Genomic DNA, 17,596 nt, shown 5'->3' with positions numbered 1-17,596 from the left:
TTAAATCCATAAATAGGTGTCCACTTAAATTTAAGTGGACACTATCGCGGTATTAATGAGTTAGAAAAAGTGGGGTTCAGCGGACGCTTACTTTCTTTAGTCGTATATGGCACATAGTTAAAATCGCCTATTTTTCCATTCTGTGGATTACCATGTACGGGTGAAACAGCATCTGCACCAAAGGACTTAACCGCTGCTATTAAGTCACCATTAAAATCATCAATATCTAACCCACCTAACCAAGGGGATTTACCTGGTTGACCTACTTGTAAAAACTGCTGTCCATTTGTTAAAGCAATAATCGGTAATTTAGGATTTAGCTCTTTCACAACCATTAAAGCTCCCCAATCAAAACTCTGGATTGTAATCTGATTTTCAAGTCCTGATTTTTTCACTTCATCTAAAACAGCTTTAACAAATTGCTCGCGCGGTGCAGTTTGCTCTGGCGCTCCAGCCTCTATCTTGGTCTCAATATTCATTAAGACATTTTCTGATTTATATTTTTTAACTAAAGTAAAAAATTCTTTAAGAGTTAGCATTTTAGCACCAGGGCTAGTCAGCTGCTGTGGGTAATCTTTTAAACGCAAAGAACCACAATCCATTGTTTTAATCTGCTCTAAAGTTAAGTCTTTTATATATTTTCCAACATACGGGTAATCTAGATCCCCCACAAAAGCAGGGCCTGTATCTAGACACTTATTTTTAGAAATTTGACGATCATGTGTTACTACTACTTTTCCATCTTTAGTGACTTGTGTATCTAATTCTAATGTGGTTACTCCCATTTCAAGCGCATTGCTAAATGAGGCAATACTACTCTCTGTTCTTAAACCTAATCCTCCTCTATGTGCCTGAAGATCAAAGTCCCTGTCTTTAAAGAACAAATGTTTCTCTTCTGAATCAGGATTTGATACTTGGATATCATCATTTTCATTATCACACCCTGATAAAAAAAGTACTGAACCGATTAAAATTGCTAAAAGTGACTTACTCATATTAAAGCTTCATATTTTTTAAGAAGCAGCAAGATTAAGTCATGCATATTACAAGATGATTAGAACGCTATAATTTCATAGTGTTTAATAATAAAAAGCCCATCATTTGATGAGCTTTTAATACCGGGTCAATTTTGTATAGAACGACTACTCTACAAATAGTAGTGTCTTATATAAGGCTTTTCTGTCAATTCAGCTTTTCTCAAGTTTTCACGGTAAATACCAGCATAAAAACTATCTCATCACGCATATTTAAAAGAATGATCTCCGTCATATCTTGGATTGAAGCAATAGCACCACAACGATTTCCACAAAGGTTGAAGAGGTGTCATGCTGGAAAGTGCTCGTGGAATCCGAGTGAAAGAGTTTATGCAATTACTGGCTATTGAAAAGGATAAATTTTATGTGCTAGTAAATTCTGGCGACCTTCAGCAACCAATTTGTCCGAAGAAGACGTGTGCTGGTAGCCATCTTACGTCAAGAATAAAGTTGAAGAACATAAAACAGAATCTGCTATGATAGCCCACACATAGTGGGCTTTTATTTACCAACTTTTACCCCTACTTCTCCCAAAGCGGGTAACCAAACGGGTAAGATTAAAACCACAATAAAATTATCTTATATTTTTTAGTAGGTTACAGTGAAAATTGTCATTCTAAACAAACCTTATGACGTCCTCTCCCAATTCCGCGCTGATGAAAAACATCAGACCATGGCGGATTTCATTGATGATCCGGATTTACGCATCGCAGGCCGTCTAGATATGGATTCGGAAGGTCTGATGTTCCTGACCGATCATGGCGGCTTGAACCAGTTTATTACCAACCCGGCCAATAAAAAATTCAAGACCTATCTGGTTCAGGTCGATGGCGAGATGACTGAAGAAGCGCTAGAGCAGCTTCGTAAAGGTGTCGAGCTGAATGATGGAATGACTTTGCCAGCACAGGCGATTAAAGTCGCTGAACCGGAATGGTTATGGGAGCGTAATCCTCCAGTACGTTATCGCGCTTCAGTGCCGACGTCGTGGGTGGAAGTTTCGATTTGTGAAGGCCGTAACCGTCAGGTTCGTCGTATGACCGCTGCTGTTGGCTTTCCAACGCTGCGCCTGATTCGTACTAAAATCGGTTCAATTGATCTGGTACAAATGGGCCTACAACCGGGTGAAACCAAAGAAATCGAACCGCTGCTGTATCCAGACTTTAAAGATGTGCCTGCGCAAGAACCTTATCGTTCACGTTCTTATGTGAAGAAACCGGGCGGCAGCGGCGGCAAACCTATGCATAAAAATGCCAGTAAAGCTGGGGCAGCCAAGAAAAAAACTGGTACCCCACGTATCTGGCAAATGGAAGAAGGTGAAAAGCCTCGTCGCAAGACCAATGGTACTACCCGTCCAAATACCAAATCACGTGGTCGTGGACGAAATGGTCGTTAATATTTAGTGCTTCTGGCCAAAATGATAGACAGCTCCTGCCTCTAAAGATAACCTAACTTTAATCTTTGGAGACATATTGAGGGCTATCTTGTGCAACAGTGCTGCTCAAGTCCTAAGGGGATCTGGAATTAGAGAAAGAAGTCAAACAGCTCAAGGAAGCCAATAGCACCTTAGAAAAAGCGCGTGTGTACTTTCTGACAGATCATGCCAAGAAAAGTACACGGTAATGCAAGATCTGAATGTGAATGAAGTCACGGTATCTTCTGCCTGTAAATGTTAGGTATCAGCACTTCAGGCTATTATGCCTGGCGCAAACGCCAGGCCGATACAGCGCTTAAAAGCCGTATATTGGCAGCAAGCATGCACGATTGGTGCTCTTTCATTGGTACATGACATACATGATTTAAGTTACAGCATGAGCGAACGTACTGTTGGAAAGATGCTAGAAAAAAAGCTTGGTTTACGTAGCAAGATTGCAGGTAAATGCAAGCATACAAGTGATTCGAACCATCGTTTGCCTACACGCCAATTTACAGTCACTCAGCCAAGCCTTGCGAAGCAATGCGTCTCAGGACAACAGATATTCACTATATCCCTTATCCAAACCTTGTTAGCTGTATTGATGTGTAATGTTGGATCTGTTTAGCGTTCTATTTTCGGTTGGCAAACCAGCCATCGAATAGACCATCCATTGGTGTGATGCGTTTAATTATGCAAAAGCTTCTTTCACCCATTTAAAAGCCCATGTGCTACATGGCAATGTGTTGATCACTCGAAAAGAGGCAAAAGCTGTCTTATTTGACTATATTAAAGTCTATTACAATCGGGTCAGAAGGCATTCTGCAAATGGTCGGTTAAGTCTTTAAGCAGAAATATTTTAAGAATTTAGAGAAATCGATTGTCCACGATACTGTCTAGGATCGAAAAAACATAAACCATTAGAGCGATAATATTTAAAGTGTAGCAACCATAGTTTAGCTCTTATAACTAATGCTAAAAAAACCATTATAAAAAAGCTTATTCAGTTATGAAATATAGTACTGAATAAGCTTAAAAGGTGAATATTGAAATTCGATAATGGAAACTCTTAAACCATTGCTGGATCGCTAACAGAGTCTTTACCTATCTCTACACGACCAGCAAAGCGCCTATAAAACTTATTATCTTGACTACATGTAACAGCAAAATCATACCATTGCCATGCTTCTCCCAAATCCCAGTAATGAGTAACAGTCTGTTGAGCTTTAACATTAATTTTAATAGACTCATCTGTACGATAAGCAAGAGGTGTTAAAATAAAATCGATTTCTTTAGTCGAAATATTAAGCAAATCCACATAGGCATTGCCATTATTAATGTCATAACACACTCGTATTTCAGGATTGATTTCTAAGTATTTATTGCGGTTTAGATCTCCTCGAAAATGTCGATGATAGCCGTTTGGACCGAGCACCCAAAGGTCGTACATTCCCTGGTTATCCTGTTGTACCTTCCAGACATCATCTAGTGTTTTTCCTGCTTCTACAATGTACCGACGCGGAATCGTATCAAGGTTTAACTTGTCATAGACATGAAAAACTGCGCCTTGTGTACCTGTATTAGAGAAGATGAGCTTAACTGTTCCATCGTTTTGACAACGGGCACTGGTATGTAATTCATAAGGCAATGCTTTAGAACGCCGAATTCCGCTAGTTTGAATTGGGAGTTTTAAATGGGTTGGAATTGGAACATTCGGTAATTTTTGTTGTTCTGAGCGGAGCAGATCTGCTTGCTCACGAGTTTTTTTACCACTCAATTCTGGTAACACATCATCATTTGGATTCTCAAAGTTAAAGGCCGAAGTGAGGTCACCACAAATTGCGCGACGATAAGGGCTGATATTGCTTTCTGTTACACCAAAACGCTTTTCTAAAAACATTAGTACCGAAGTATGATCAAATACTTGAGAATTAACGATCCCACCACGACTCCAAGGTGAAATTACAAATAATGGTACACGTGGACCAGGCCCATACACGCCATTATCTTTTTTAGGCTGACTGGTACTTCCCAGTGGCGCATCATGTACATAATATTCATGTTGCATATCGGCTTCGCTGAGCGTTGATTTTCCTGCATATGTATTATTTGCTTGAAGCGTGGGAGCAGATGGAGATGGAACATGATCAAAATAACCATCATTTTCATCAAAATTAATTAAGAAAACTGTTTTACTCCAAACCTCCGGTACTGCTGTTAGAGCATCCAAAATTTCTTGAATAAACCAGGCACCTTGTACTGGGCTTGATGGTCCAGGATGCTCACAATAGATTGATGGTGCATTGATCCAGGAAACTTGAGGTAATTTTCCTGTTTTTATATCCCTTTTAAAAGCATCTAAAAACTCTTCAGGGTTATTCCCAGGTAAAGTATTGGCTATGCCTTTATAGAGTGGATTTTGAGCATTATCAGTTGACGCATCATAAGCTTTATAAGGTAAAGTTTGTGCTGCCTTATTATATGGGCTATTGGGTGCACCGCCACTCGAAACTGGATAACCTGAAGCAATATTGGCTTTTTTAAAAGTACGAAACGCCCCTAGCATGTTATCGCCCCATTCATCAGGCATATTTTGATAACAAATCCAATTAATACCAGCTTCTTCTAAACGTTCAGCATAAGTTTTCCATGTGTAGCCGATATCAACATTTTTGGGGTCGCCATCAATCCAATCCCATTCATTATTAACAAAAGCCGTACCAGTCGGTACTGCTCCATTAGTACCTGTTAAATGAAATGAACGATTGGCATCTGTACCTGTATGCATCGAACAATGATATGCATCACAAATGGTAAAGGCATTAGCTAAAGCAAACTGATAAGGGATTTCCTGTTCTTTAAAATAACCCATTGCATAATCAGTTTTATACGTTGGCCAATTGGTCATTCGGCCATTGTCCCAAGCTTTTTGGCTATCTATCCAAGTATGATTCGTACCAGGTGCGCGTTGCGCATTATTCATTGATCCATCTAAATGAAAGGGCGTTAATAATGAACCATCACGACGTTGTTGTTGCCAAACATTACGCCCATTTTGTAAAGGAATAGTGAAACGATCTGCAAAACCGCGAACCCCTTTTAATGTTCCAAAATAATGGTCAAATGAGCGGTTTTCTTGCATTAAAATAACGACATGCTCAACATCCTGGATTGTTCCTGTTTTATTATTTGCAGGAATAGCTAATGCTTTTTGGATACTGGCTGGAAATGTAGATAAGGCAGCAGCACCAAAACTTGTCTTAAGCGTATTTACTAAAAATTGACGACGATTAATCACAGTATTTCCCTTTTTACTTTTATGGTGCACAACGTATTAATGGTTCTTTGGAGTTATCAGGTGGAGTTATAGACTGATCATCATTTGAATCATTGCAGGCAGTGAGTAGGAGTAAAATTGGCAGAAAATATGTTGGCTTAAAACTGCCCTTTAATTTTTTCAGCATTTGCTTTATCCATAGAAAAGAAGCTAATACCTTAGATAAGTGATATGACAATAGGGTGTAATATCTAATATGACTTCACAGATATATGATTCACATCAACATGATTGCTTTTTCTTGTAACCTTAAAATGGAAAGTAAAAAATATAAGAAAATATATAAGGTTACATATAATTATCATCCATTTAATATAATGGCTGTTATACAAAATAGAAAAGCCTAGACCACAACCTAGGCTTTAAACTTAAAAAATACATAAAAATCAAGTTCGTAGACTTAATTTTTAAGCTTCATATAACGTGTATTAGGTTAATTTTAGGAAAACTTTATAATCTTTGTGAAAGTGACATAATAAAAGAAGCTTCAAGTATCACTATAAAACTTAGGTTCATACCGAATTTTTAATACTTTATTTAGAAAGCAGGATAAAGCTGATACATTAAGAATGACATTATAAAGATGGTACCAGTAATGAAAATTAAATATCCCATTCTAAAATTGGTCGTAAGCTGCCTTTGCTTCAACTCCACATATGCAATAGCCTCTCCTGTCTTTCCCAATAATGATAAAGTCCAAACGTCGAATATCTCCAGTAGAACACCAGGAACAATCCTATCGATAAAAGAAGAGAATATCGATCTATTTACCAATGCTTCACAGCGGTTCTTGATCACTTACCGTAGTCGTGGAGTACAGTCTGAACCAATTGTAACTTCAGGATATCTCTTACTCCCTAAAGGTAAAGTACCCCAAGGAGGTTGGCCTGTTCTTGCTTGGGCTCATGGGACAACTGGTGTAGCAGACACTTGTGCGCCTTCAGGAGATTATGCCGACGGTCCAGTTCATCCTTATCAACAAATTGCTGCGAAAGCACTAAATGCCTGGCTTGCTCGCGGATATGCAGTCGTCGCCCCTGATTATCAGGGTTTAGGTACCCCCGGTGGACATCCTTATATGAATGCACAAAGTCAGTTATATACTGTCGTTGATGCTGTCCGGGCAGCCCACCTTTTAAAGCCTTATAAATTTAGTAAAGACTGGTATGTTATGGGTCATAGTCAAGGAGGTGCAGCTTCCCTTAAGGTTGCTACTGATGGCCGAAAAGATGCACCTGAGCTCAATTTAAAAGGTGCCATTGCACTCGCACCAGGTGGCTATCAATACCAAGGAATCGCTGAATACGTAACAACCCATACTCCAATTGAAACCGGTGTGGCCGCATTTTTTCCAATTGTGCTTTTGGGAGCAGAAGCCGCAGATCCTAGCCTGGCTCCAGCAAAGTTAGTTAGCTCAGACATGGCTAAAGTTCTAAATTATGCACGTAATCGCTGTTTGTCAGAATTACAATCTGAGCTAAAGGCAGCACCTCAAACAGTTTTTAAACCAAATGTAAATTTGGCACCTTTGACAAATTATTTAAAAAAACAGTCTATTGAGAATATGACACCTATTGTGCCAACGCTCATTGTACAAGGTGATAAAGATCAGCTGGTAGATTACCGTGGTACTTATGCTTACTATCAGCAAGTATGTAAGAAGCAAAAACCTATTTCCTTTCACCTAATCAAAAATGGAGATCATCGTGACTCTTTAAGACAAAGTGAACTCCTGATTGGAAGCTTTATCAATTCAGTTGAACAAGGGAAAATTGTAAATACCTGCAATTCAAAATGATGCGGTAGATTTAGGATTTTGAACTCAAAATAAAACTCTGCCGTAGAACAGTTAAAATATTTCGAGTCTTAATATACATATGGGAATAAATCAAAATGATGCCACAAAGTTTATTATCACTGACGAATAAAATAGCACTTGTAACAGGCGGTGCAGCAGGTATTGGGAAAGCCAGCGCTCTCATTCTTGCACAAGCAGGCTCGGACGTTATGATTGCCGATTTAAATGTAGAAGCAGCTAAACATACAGCAGAAGAAATCAAGCAGCTGACCGGACGCAACATACAATATGTTGCATGCAATATTCTGCAAGATGATCAATTGGTCAATGCAGTGAATAAAACAATCGAAACCTTTGGCCATATTCACATCTTAGTGAACAATGCGGGAGGCGGCGGCGGCGGCCGTGAATCTCCTGATCAAATTAGCGTAGATACTATAGAGCGTGATTTTCAGCTTAATGTGTTTGCTGCTTGGCGATTGTGTCAACTCGTCGCACCGCATATGAATAAAGCTGGCTATGGTTCAATAATAAATATCAGCTCTATGAGTTCAATTAACAAAAGCCCTGCTATGAGCGGATATGCATCATCAAAAGCTGCTTTAAACCATATGGTCGCTAATTTGGCCCATGATTTTGGTCCGAATATACGTATTAATGCGGTAGGACCTGGAGCGATTCGTACCGCAGCATTAGAAAAAGTACTGCAGCCTGACATTGAAAAAAGAATGCTTTCCCATACCCCATTACAACGATTAGGTGAGCCAGAAGATATCGCGAGAGCTGTATTATTCTTTGCCTCACCTCTTTCATCATGGGTTTCTGGCCAAACCTTATTTGTAAATGGTGGTGGTGTACAAACACTGGATTAAAGAGTGCGATCTAAAACCTAAAATTATTTTAAGTTGAATAGGATGTGCTATCTGTATTTGCCGGCATAGTAACAGGCCTAAAGCTGCTACATAGATCTCAACTGAATCTATCTCCATTTAATATAATGGGTGTATATGAAATAAGAAAATCCTAGACCAGTGTCTAGGATTTTAACTTAAAAAACATATAAGAATTAATAGCATAGAATATATTGTGCAGCTTAATATAATTGGTATTAGGTTAATTTCAGGGAAACTTAATCACGTTCTAATACAGCTTTAGGTGATGCTGATTAATCCGCTAGAGATAACTTTTTAGAAGAGCGGTAGTTTAAAAATTTTCTCTATTTTTAATGCATAGCAATAAGTTGGACTTTATTGTCTATCTATTGGATAAAGTATTTTCTTTAATATTGGTTAAAATCAGCCCATACAAATGATAATTATGACTCATAAAAACATAGTTGTTTAATAAATAAACAGGCTTTTAAGTTTCCTTTTATATTACTGACTATAATTAAAATTCTTTTATCAACCTCAACATTGAGTTAAAAATGAAATTTAAAGCACTTATGGTTTTAACGCTCTTTGCGTCTAATGCAGCATTCGCTGGAGCTAATTTAGATTGGGGCTATGCAAATCAACAAGCACCCGAGCACTGGGCTGATATCAGTGAAAAATATGCTGCATGTAATGGTAAAAACCAGTCACCAATTAACATTGATCAAACTATAAAAGCAGAATTACCTCCATTGAAGTTCAATTATGTATCTAACTCTAAAAGCATTATTAATAATGCACGTACGGTACAAGTGAATTTCAACGAAGGTAATTACTTGTTATTAGACAATAAAAAATTTGAATTAAAACAATTCCATTTACACAGCCCGAGTGAAAATAGAATTCATGGCAAAACCTACCCAATGGAAATGCATTTAGTTCATGCATCACCAGAAGGTGAATTAACAGTGGTGGCCCTAATGTTTGAAGAAGGCAAAAAGAATGAAAAACTTGCTAAATTATGGAAGGAATTTCCTAAAACTGCAGGTGATACAAAAACTTTAAAACACCAAGATATAGCAAGTGCATTTTTACCAGAAAATCTTGATTATTATCGTTTTAATGGTTCATTAACTACACCACCTTGTTCAGAAGGCGTTAGATGGATTGTTCTCAAAGATGTTCAACAGGCATCAGCAAAGCAAATTAAAGCGTTCTCAAAATTAATGGAACATCCTAATAATCGCCCTATACAAGCTCAAAATGCCAGATTAATACTCGAATAACTTTACAAATCTTAATTTTATAAAAATGGGAGCTTAAGGCTCCCATTTTCGACTTCATCTAATGTGTCTTATGTTCATTTTATTCATTCAAAGATGGGCTTTTTCAAATTGGATTTGAAGTAATTAAAGCTTTACTTTTTAATATAGAAAAATTATCAGCATGCTGACTGAGTAATTCTATAAAAGGTGGAATCGTAGAACTACTTAATAAATAGGGATTAAAAATATCATTATGATTCTCTGAGAAAAAATCAACTACCTCCTGATCAATGTTGGCATATTTCATATACCAATTAGAAAAAAGATATGTATCGATCTTCTCAAGATAAAGAACTTCACAATTTTCATGACGTGGATCTTTTAAAATTTTATCATGAAAAAGATGTTTTACTTTATCTTCTTGCCCCTCTAGACATTGAACAAAGTAATCATTTCCATAATAAAGCGCCCCATAGATTTGATTCGCTCCATTAAACTTTAATGCTTCGGTTAAAATTTCATAAAGTTCAGACTTAGAATAAACTTTAGATCTGAATTTGCTTACATATAATAGTCGTATATTAGTCATTGGTAGTTCTTTTTAAGCTTTATAGACTTAAGTATATAATAGAAACAAATAATCCCCTATTTTTAGGGGATTATTTGTTGATTTAACATAAAATCTCTTGTGGGTAATATTCGACCAAGTCTGAATTAATACACCGCACCGGTTCTACCTTACATTAATCCAGTTTACCAATTAAGCTTTTAACCATTTTTCAACTTTGGCCTGATCTTCAACTTTGAGTTCCACTTCTGTCAACTCAGAACCACCTGCCTGAACTTCAAAACGCATCAGCTCATCGCGGCGGAAAGCATGAACAGTATAACTCCCATCTTGCTTCGCATATTTCTCTACAAGTTTAGTCGTCGCTTTCAGACCATCAATCGCAACAATCACATCATGGGCAGATAAACCAACTGCCGCCCCAGTACCATTACGGCGAGCAGATTGAATCAACACACCTTCAGGTTTATCTAAGAGTTTCAGACCGAATGGGAGCGATTTGTCATTTTTCAGACTATAGCGCAGGCCAAACTCAGGGAAGAGCTGATCCAACGGTAACTCATCTGTCGTATTGATCAGGTGATTGATCTGCTCGACCCAGTCATCACCCGTGAGTTCCTGACAAAGTTCAAAGATCGTGCGCTCATTGACCTGAATACCGTTTTGCGCATTTTCATACAGTTTACGCATTAAAGCATCCAAACTTGAACCGCGCAGACGCAGGCCTAGGTCCAGACACAAAGCGACCAGACAGCCCTTATTATAATAACTGGTGCCGGCATTATTCGTGTTTTCATCCTGACGATAGAACTTCACCCAAGCATCAAAACTAGACTCCACCACAGACTGAACAAAACGTCCCGGATTTTGCAGATAACGGTCAATCTGTGCTTTTAATAAGCTCAGATAAGCTTCCTGATTGATCACACCGCTACGCAGCAAAATCAGGTCATCATAATATGAAGTAAAACCTTCAAAAATCCACAGCAAAGAAGTATAGCCTTCTTTGTTCAGGTCATAATTAACAAAGTTTTCAGGGCGGATAAATTTCACTAACCAGGAATGAAAATACTCATGGCTGCACAGTCCGAGGAAACGCTGATAATCTTTGGAAGGCTGTTCCGGCTCATCCGCCTTAGGCAGGTCATCACGTGGCGTAATCAGGCTGGTCGAGTTCGGATGCTCCAGACCACCATAACTATTCCCGGTTGCCATGGTCATAAAGGTATAATTTTCAAAAGGAGCTGAGCCGAACATGGCGATTTCTGTAGCACAGATTCTTTCAATATCCTGCTGCATGCGCTCCACATTCATGCTGTGTTTACCTGATACAACAAACTCATGCGGAATGCCATTGGCCTCAAAACTGAAACGGGTCTGCTCTGCCAGCTCAAATGGTGCATCAATTAATTCGGCATAATTTTTAGCTTTAAGGGTAAAGCGGCCTTTGACCAGACTTTTGGCTTGCATGCCAGTAGCGAGCTGGAAATGCTTCAGCTCATCAGGCAGGAATATTTCCACTTCCACTTCGTCATGTTCATGGCCTTCCAGTCCCAGACAGGCGCAGGCTGGGTTTACATAAAGACGGTTCTGATCTACATAGGCACCACGCACAGACAAATCATAGGCATAAACATCATATTCCACCGTAATCAGTTCATGATCGGTATTAAATAAACGCCATTTGTTTTTTTCAAATTTCTGGATTTTTAGCTGACGGCCTGCCTCATCATAAGCCTTGACCGCTTCAATATGCTTAGAGAACTCACGAATCAGGTAACTGCCCGGAATCCAGGTCGGTAAAGAAAGCACCTGCGTTGGATCTGCCAAAAAGCGAACAGTTACGTGAATAAGATGCTGACGGTAATCGTCAAATTCGATTTGATAATGCAACATAATAGGCGATATAAAATACAGATAAATAAGTTATGGCTTAGCTTAGCATTTTTTAGACCTGTATTGCTCGGCTGTCGCATTTGTCTACATTTCTGACTAGCTATCCTGAAAAAAAAGGCATAGCATGCCTAAAAATTAAATCGTTCATCGACCATCTGGTTATAAAGGAACATCTTTGAAATACATCATCTCACTGATTGCAGTGCTCAGTCTGTTTGTCCCTGCAATTTCGTATGCTGCCCTACTGAATATTCTTCCAGAAAGTGTAGAAGCAGAAGCCTGGACGATTCTTGATGCACAGTCTGGTCAAGTCATTGCCGAGCATAATGCAGATGTTCAGCGTGCGCCAGCTTCGCTGACCAAAATGATGGTGGCCTATATTGTCCTCAAAGATATTCAGGCCGGGAAACTGGATAAACATACCGTTTTAACAGCGAGTCCTGTGGTGAAAACCATCATGTGGGATGAGTCGCAGATGTACCTAAAAGAAGGTGAGCAGATTTCCGTTGACCAGTTACTGGCTGGTCTGATTATCATGTCAGCAAATGATGCAGCAGTGACTTTAGCAGAAAAAGTTTCTGGCAATATCCCTAAATTTGTAGACCGGATGAATCAGGAAGCCAAAGCTCTGGGCATGGAGCATACCTATTTTCAAAATCCGGCCGGTATTACCATGCCTCAGCATTATTCAACAGCAGCCGATCTGGCACGTTTGTCGATGGCGGTGGTGAATGAAACTCCGGATTATCTGTATTATTCCAAGCAGCCGAGTTTTAGCTATAACAACCATTTTCACCGCGCCACTAACTTGGTGCTCAAGCTTGATCCGAGTGTAGATGGCTTAAAAACCGGTTTTACTCGCGCTGCTGGTTATAATCTTGCCTTGACTGCTAACCGTTTAACCCATGATATTGAAATACCGAATCGTCGTCTGGTTGTGGTGGTACTGGGCAGCAAAAGCGCCCTAAAACGTGCGGAAATAGCGCATAAGTTGATGAATTTGGCTTATACCTACACCCGTAATGAAGTTGCGATTAAAGATCAGCAATTATTGGCTGAGCTGCCAGTGATTAAATCAACTTTAAACATGTTTAAGGTGCAAACTAAGCAGCCGCAGATTGTGACCACTTCGCTCTATGACCAGCACTACACCATTGATCTGAACCAGTTTGATCAGGCCCAGCAGCGTGTCATGCTCGATACTGGTAATGGTATTTTACAAAGTATCGAACCCTTACCAGAAACCCAGACCCACATTAATGTGGAAATTACTACGCCTGAATTGATTGCCCCTTTGGCAGCTGTCGTGCCGTTAGCAACGGTACAAATCTACCAAAACAACCAGCTTATTCGTACCATCCAGATTGAAGATCGGGTCGATATTGAAGAGGCAAATATTTTTCAAAAAGCGTTCATCTGGTTAAAAAGCCTGTTCAGTTTCTTTACAGACAGTGCTCCCGAGGTCAAGCTTTATCCAATTGAAAAATAAACCCACCCTATTTAGCTTTGAATATTCTGCCTAGAAGATAAGCATGTTATCTTCTAGCTTTCTCCTCTCTTTTCCTACTTATACTTCTAAGTTTTAAAGAAAAACGTTTTTCTGAATCACGCTTATAAAATTGCTACGTTTTATAATTTTTCTAACAATTTTACTTAAGACCGGTTCAAGCCCATGCATACAATAAGCATTCCATGGCTACTGTATTTGCACAAGAAACATACAACCTAAAAATCATTGTAATAGCAAAAAGTGGTGGGTGAATTATTAGGACAGGTCAATGTGTCAGGTTTTATGGCTAAATTCATAGATCTCCTTATATCGACTTCATCAGGCTACTATTCATGCTTATGCCGATGCAGGCCTATTCATCGCTAAAGATTTTGTTACAGGTAAAATTTCTCCAAAGCTAAAATTGCATTGAAATACAGAAATTTGTCCTCATTATTTAAAAAATCGTCATTAAAAAGGTCAAATTGCATTTTTTTGCTAATTTTAGTCTACAAAAATACAATTTCACTTTATGATGTACCCTTAAGAAAATTGAATGGATCAATAACATGACTGCTATTGCAAATGACCTCGTGGTTTCTTTCCACTACACATTGACTAACGCAGAGGGTGAAACTCTCGACAAATCTCAAGGTGAACCACTTGCCTATTTGCACGGTGCAGGTAACATCATCCCAGGTTTAGAAAAAGCTCTAGAAGGCAAAACCGTAGGTGAAAAATTCACTGTGAATGTTCCTGCTGCAGAAGGTTATGGCGAATATAACCCGGATCTGGTACAAGAAGTACCTAAGCAAATGTTCCAAGGCGTAGACAATATTCAGGCAGGTATGCAGTTCCAGGCTCAAACTGATGATGGCGTTCAAATCGTAACTGTTAAAACAGTTGAAGGCGATAACGTTATTGTTGATGCAAACTTCCCGCTTGCTGGTCAAGATTTGACTTTTGAAGTTGAAATTGTTGAAATCCGTGAAGCTTCTCAAGAAGAACTGGATCACGGTCACGTACACGGTGCGGGTGGTCACAACCACTAAGATCATCCGATCTTAAGTTAAGCATAAAAGGCAAAGTATTTTACTTTGCCTTTTTTATTTAATATCTACTTCATTTCTAAATAAATCACCATAAAAAAACAGAGCCTGTGCCCTGCTTTTTAAATTCCCCTGATCTTACTGAACCAGTGCGTCTATGATCATTTATGCTGATTATAAATCTGCATGGCAGCTGGCAGATTCTGACGCATCGCAGCAATACGCTGTGCGTTAGATGGGTGAGTAGACAGGAATGTTGCTCCTGTGCTGCTACCTGAAAGTTTGTTCATTTTTTCCCATAAGGTAATAGCTGCATTCGGATTGTAGCCCGCACGTGCCATCAAGCCTAAACCGCCTTGGTCAGCTCGGCTTTCAAGATTACGTGAATATGGCAGGCCTATACCGATCTGGCTGCCTAACTGAGCAACGGCTGCTCCACCCTGTCCAACCCCTGCTGCACTCAGGCCAATGCCTAGTGCCAGATCAGTCAAGGCTTGCGCACCGATTTTCTGCTTAGAATGTTCTTCTAGCGCATGCACCATTTCATGCCCCATAATTGCGGCAATTTCAGCATCAGTCAGATTCAACTTGGTCACAATACCAGTATAAAATACTACCTTACCACCTGGCGCCACAAAAGCGTTTACCTGGTCAGATTTAAGTACAGCCAATTGCCACTGAAATGCTGTACCCGTCTGATTCATCTGGTTTGCATAAGGCTTTAAACGGTTAAATACCGTATTGATACGTTTATAAGTAGCAGAGCTGGTGTCCAACTGGCCTTTTGCTCTGGCATCTGTCACCATGGCATTATAACTTTGTGAAGCGGTGGCATTTAAAGTGACCGTGTCTGCGCCCGCCATATCCGCAATAGTTGTACAACCCGACAAAGTAATAGCTACTGTGGCACTCATCGCGCATAAAAGTTTATTTTTCATTATAATCATTTCCACCTTAAGCAAACGCTAATTGATCTTGTAAAAAATTATAGTTGAAAGATTGTAACAACTAAACGTTGATTTACTTCATCTTCTTATAATTTATGTAATTTTAACCCCAATACTGTATGGCCAGCCAATAGACCAGACAGGCGACATTTAAACCCAAATACAGCTGACAGAGCGGTCTAATTTTCTCTTCCAGAACGACACTTTTACGCTTAAAAAACAGTATCCCATTTTGCAGCAAAATTACCGGTACCAGTACACAGGCAATAATGACACTTAAACCAATGAATGCACCATAAATAATATCAGGGTCTTGGGTTTGGGCACGAATAATCAGCATGGCAATGGTCGGAGCACCGCCCATGGCAAACAGCAGTGAATAGAACATGGTTCCTGAAATATTTTTATGCATCCTGCATTCCAGATTTTATCGTGCTCTTATTCTAGCAAGGCTTCACGCTTTACACATAACGGAATAAATTAACTTTAGTCTGAACAAGACCATGATTTCTATATTCTCAAACTATTTTAAAGCCTGAAAAATAATATTTTTCTATAAAAAACCCTGTGGATTCACAGGGTTTTTTTTATCATTCTTGGCTTAAATTAAGCTTCAAACGGGTGGCGAAGAACAATAGTTTCTTCACGGTCTGGGCCTGTTGAGATGATGTCGATTGGACATTCAATCAGCTCTTCCAGACGTTTCACATAGTTGATTGCTGCTTGTGGCAACTGGTCTAGGGATTTGGCTCCGAAAGTTGATTCTTTCCAGCCTGGCATGGTTTCATAAATTGGCTTTAAGGTTTCAAATGCCAGCGCATCAGAAGAACCGACACAACCCGAATCAGCCGCCTCATAACCCACACAAATTTTCACTTCTTCCAAACCATCCAGAACGTCAAGTTTAGTTAAGCAAATACCAGAAAGGGAGTTAACCTCTACCGAGCGGCGCAGGATTTCTGCATCAAACCAGCCACAACGACGCTGACGGCCTGTAGATGCACCAAATTCATTACCTACTGTACCCAGGTGCTTACCGATAGAATCCCCTGTATCATTGGCTGCATCATAGATCAGCTCAGTCGGAAATGGGCCTGCACCCACACGGGTTGTATATGCCTTGGTAATACCCAATACATAGTTCAGATGTAATGGTCCTAAACCTGAACCAGAACTTACACCGCCCGCAGTCGTGTTTGAAGAAGTCACGTACGGATAAGTACCGTGATCGACGTCTAGCAGTGAACCTTGTGCACCTTCAAACATAATGTTGTCACCGTTTTTACGGTATTTGTGCAATTCGCCAGTGACGTCAATTACCAGCGGTGCAACAACTTCACGCCATTGGTCACAAAGCGCCAGCACATCCTCAAGTTTAACTGCATCTACACCGTAGAATTCGGTTAACTGGAAGTTATGGTATTCAAGCAGCTCAGTCAGCAGTGCGGTCAGATGCTCGCCACCACGAACCAGGTCAGCCACACGGATTGCACGGCGAGCCACTTTATCTTCATATGCTGGACCGATCCCGCGACCTGTCGTACCAATTTTCGCATTACCACGCTTTTTCTCACGCGCCTGGTCAAGTGCAATATGGTTCGGCAGGATTAATGGACAGTTTGGAGAAATACGTAAGCGCTCTTTAACTGGTACACCTTCTTTCTCAAGAATATCCATCTCTTTGATGAGGGCTTCAGGAGAAAGAACCACACCATTACCAATTAAGCACAGTACGTTTTCACGTAAAATACCAGATGGAATGAGGTGTAATACAGTTTTCTTACCACCAACCACGAGAGTATGACCTGCGTTGTGTCCGCCTTGATAACGAACTACCGCAGCCGCTTGATCTGTGAGCAGGTCGACGATCTTACCTTTACCCTCGTCGCCCCATTGGGTACCAAGTACCACAACATTCTTGCCCATAATA

13 protein-coding genes and 3 pseudogenes are annotated in these 17,596 nt (G+C 39.7%); 9 read left to right on the top strand and 7 right to left on the bottom strand.

The features are described from left to right. Positions 1-41: 41 nt before the first annotated feature. Complete coding sequence (locus NI461_RS11190; RefSeq protein ID WP_253157320.1) at positions 42-995, bottom strand: glycerophosphodiester phosphodiesterase family protein; 954 nt, start codon at positions 993-995, stop codon at positions 42-44. Positions 996-1,328: 333 nt separating this feature from the next. Here NI461_RS11190 and NI461_RS11185 point away from each other — a divergent pair. The 3 genes and pseudogenes from NI461_RS11185 to NI461_RS11175 all read left to right on the top strand — a co-directional run. Continuing rightward, positions 1,329-1,528: pseudogene (locus tag NI461_RS11185) on the top strand (transcriptional regulator). Positions 1,529-1,635: 107 nt separating this feature from the next. Further along, entirely contained in the window at positions 1,636-2,427 is a 792-nt protein-coding gene (locus NI461_RS11180) for an rRNA large subunit pseudouridine synthase E (RefSeq protein ID WP_151206756.1), read from the top strand. Positions 2,428-2,549: 122 nt separating this feature from the next. Further along, positions 2,550-3,345: pseudogene (locus NI461_RS11175) on the top strand (IS3 family transposase); the annotation flags it as partial. 169 nt (positions 3,346-3,514) lie between these two features. On the opposite strand, the gene NI461_RS11170 reads toward NI461_RS11175, so the two are convergent. Next, the gene (locus NI461_RS11170; RefSeq protein ID WP_174659563.1) at positions 3,515-5,743 is read right to left on the bottom strand and encodes a phosphocholine-specific phospholipase C; all 2,229 of its coding nucleotides are present in this window, start codon (positions 5,741-5,743) and stop codon (positions 3,515-3,517) included. 634 nt (positions 5,744-6,377) lie between these two features. Between NI461_RS11170 and NI461_RS11165 the strand changes: the two genes are divergently transcribed. From NI461_RS11165 to NI461_RS11155, 3 genes are all read left to right on the top strand, one after another. After that, positions 6,378-7,580, top strand: a complete 1,203-nt coding sequence (locus tag NI461_RS11165; protein ID WP_174659562.1) for an alpha/beta fold hydrolase — start codon at positions 6,378-6,380, stop codon at positions 7,578-7,580. 98 nt (positions 7,581-7,678) lie between these two features. Continuing rightward, positions 7,679-8,452, top strand: a complete 774-nt coding sequence (locus NI461_RS11160) for a glucose 1-dehydrogenase (RefSeq protein ID WP_174660558.1) — start codon at positions 7,679-7,681, stop codon at positions 8,450-8,452. Between the two features lie 554 nt (positions 8,453-9,006). Beyond that, the gene (locus NI461_RS11155; RefSeq protein ID WP_174659561.1) at positions 9,007-9,738 is read left to right on the top strand and encodes a carbonic anhydrase; all 732 of its coding nucleotides are present in this window, start codon (positions 9,007-9,009) and stop codon (positions 9,736-9,738) included. 103 nt (positions 9,739-9,841) lie between these two features. Here the strand turns inward: NI461_RS11155 and NI461_RS11150 are convergent, their stop codons facing one another. Further along, entirely contained in the window at positions 9,842-10,306 is a 465-nt protein-coding gene (locus tag NI461_RS11150) for a BLUF domain-containing protein (RefSeq protein WP_151204483.1), read from the bottom strand. A 171-nt stretch (positions 10,307-10,477) separates the two neighbouring features. Continuing rightward, positions 10,478-12,181 (bottom strand): M61 family metallopeptidase, encoded by a 1,704-nt coding sequence (locus NI461_RS11145; protein WP_174659560.1) that lies wholly within the window; start codon positions 12,179-12,181, stop codon positions 10,478-10,480. 175 nt (positions 12,182-12,356) lie between these two features. Here NI461_RS11145 and NI461_RS11140 point away from each other — a divergent pair, with 175 nt between their 5' ends. The 3 genes and pseudogenes from NI461_RS11140 (at position 12,357) to slyD (ending at position 14,722) form a co-directional block, all read left to right on the top strand. Beyond that, positions 12,357-13,670: a D-alanyl-D-alanine carboxypeptidase PBP6B gene (locus tag NI461_RS11140; protein ID WP_151204481.1), complete on the top strand. Its 1,314-nt coding sequence runs from the start codon at positions 12,357-12,359 to the stop codon at positions 13,668-13,670. Between the two features lie 258 nt (positions 13,671-13,928). Beyond that, positions 13,929-14,103, top strand: a pseudogene (locus NI461_RS11135) (NAD(P)/FAD-dependent oxidoreductase); the annotation flags it as partial. A gap of 136 nt (positions 14,104-14,239) precedes the next feature. Then, the gene (gene slyD / locus NI461_RS11130; protein WP_151204480.1) at positions 14,240-14,722 is read left to right on the top strand and encodes a peptidylprolyl isomerase; all 483 of its coding nucleotides are present in this window, start codon (positions 14,240-14,242) and stop codon (positions 14,720-14,722) included. Between the two features lie 158 nt (positions 14,723-14,880). Here the strand turns inward: slyD and NI461_RS11125 are convergent, their stop codons facing one another. From NI461_RS11125 to NI461_RS11115, 3 genes are all read right to left on the bottom strand, one after another. After that, on the bottom strand, positions 14,881-15,657 hold the full coding sequence (locus NI461_RS11125; RefSeq protein ID WP_174659559.1) for a M48 family metallopeptidase: 777 nt from the start codon (positions 15,655-15,657) through the stop codon (positions 14,881-14,883). A 112-nt stretch (positions 15,658-15,769) separates the two neighbouring features. Then, positions 15,770-16,078: a hypothetical protein gene (locus NI461_RS11120; RefSeq protein ID WP_151206750.1), complete on the bottom strand. Its 309-nt coding sequence runs from the start codon at positions 16,076-16,078 to the stop codon at positions 15,770-15,772. Positions 16,079-16,272: 194 nt separating this feature from the next. Next, complete coding sequence (locus NI461_RS11115; RefSeq protein ID WP_174659558.1) at positions 16,273-17,592, bottom strand: adenylosuccinate synthase; 1,320 nt, start codon at positions 17,590-17,592, stop codon at positions 16,273-16,275. Positions 17,593-17,596 lie beyond the last annotated feature (4 nt).

The organism is Acinetobacter sp. S4400-12 (assembly GCF_024129495.1).
Lineage (GTDB): Bacteria > Pseudomonadota > Gammaproteobacteria > Pseudomonadales > Moraxellaceae > Acinetobacter > Acinetobacter lwoffii_C.
The sequence above is the reverse complement of the archived record's forward strand: the minus strand, read 5'-3'. Positions and strand labels throughout refer to the sequence as shown.

Coding starts and splice junctions, on each gene's coding strand:
- NI461_RS11190 (WP_253157320.1), bottom strand. CDS start 995: ATGAGTAAGTCACTTTTAGCAATTTTAATCGGTTCAGTACTTTTTTTA.
- NI461_RS11165 (WP_174659562.1), top strand. CDS start 6,378: ATGAAAATTAAATATCCCATTCTAAAATTGGTCGTAAGCTGCCTTTGC.
- NI461_RS11160 (WP_174660558.1), top strand. CDS start 7,679: ATGCCACAAAGTTTATTATCACTGACGAATAAAATAGCACTTGTAACA.
- NI461_RS11155 (WP_174659561.1), top strand. CDS start 9,007: ATGAAATTTAAAGCACTTATGGTTTTAACGCTCTTTGCGTCTAATGCA.
- NI461_RS11150 (WP_151204483.1), bottom strand. CDS start 10,306: ATGACTAATATACGACTATTATATGTAAGCAAATTCAGATCTAAAGTT.
- NI461_RS11145 (WP_174659560.1), bottom strand. CDS start 12,181: ATGTTGCATTATCAAATCGAATTTGACGATTACCGTCAGCATCTTATT.
- slyD (WP_151204480.1), top strand. CDS start 14,240: ATGACTGCTATTGCAAATGACCTCGTGGTTTCTTTCCACTACACATTG.
- NI461_RS11125 (WP_174659559.1), bottom strand. CDS start 15,657: ATGAAAAATAAACTTTTATGCGCGATGAGTGCCACAGTAGCTATTACT.
- NI461_RS11120 (WP_151206750.1), bottom strand. CDS start 16,078: ATGCATAAAAATATTTCAGGAACCATGTTCTATTCACTGCTGTTTGCC.
- NI461_RS11115 (WP_174659558.1), bottom strand. CDS start 17,592: ATGGGCAAGAATGTTGTGGTACTTGGTACCCAATGGGGCGACGAGGGT.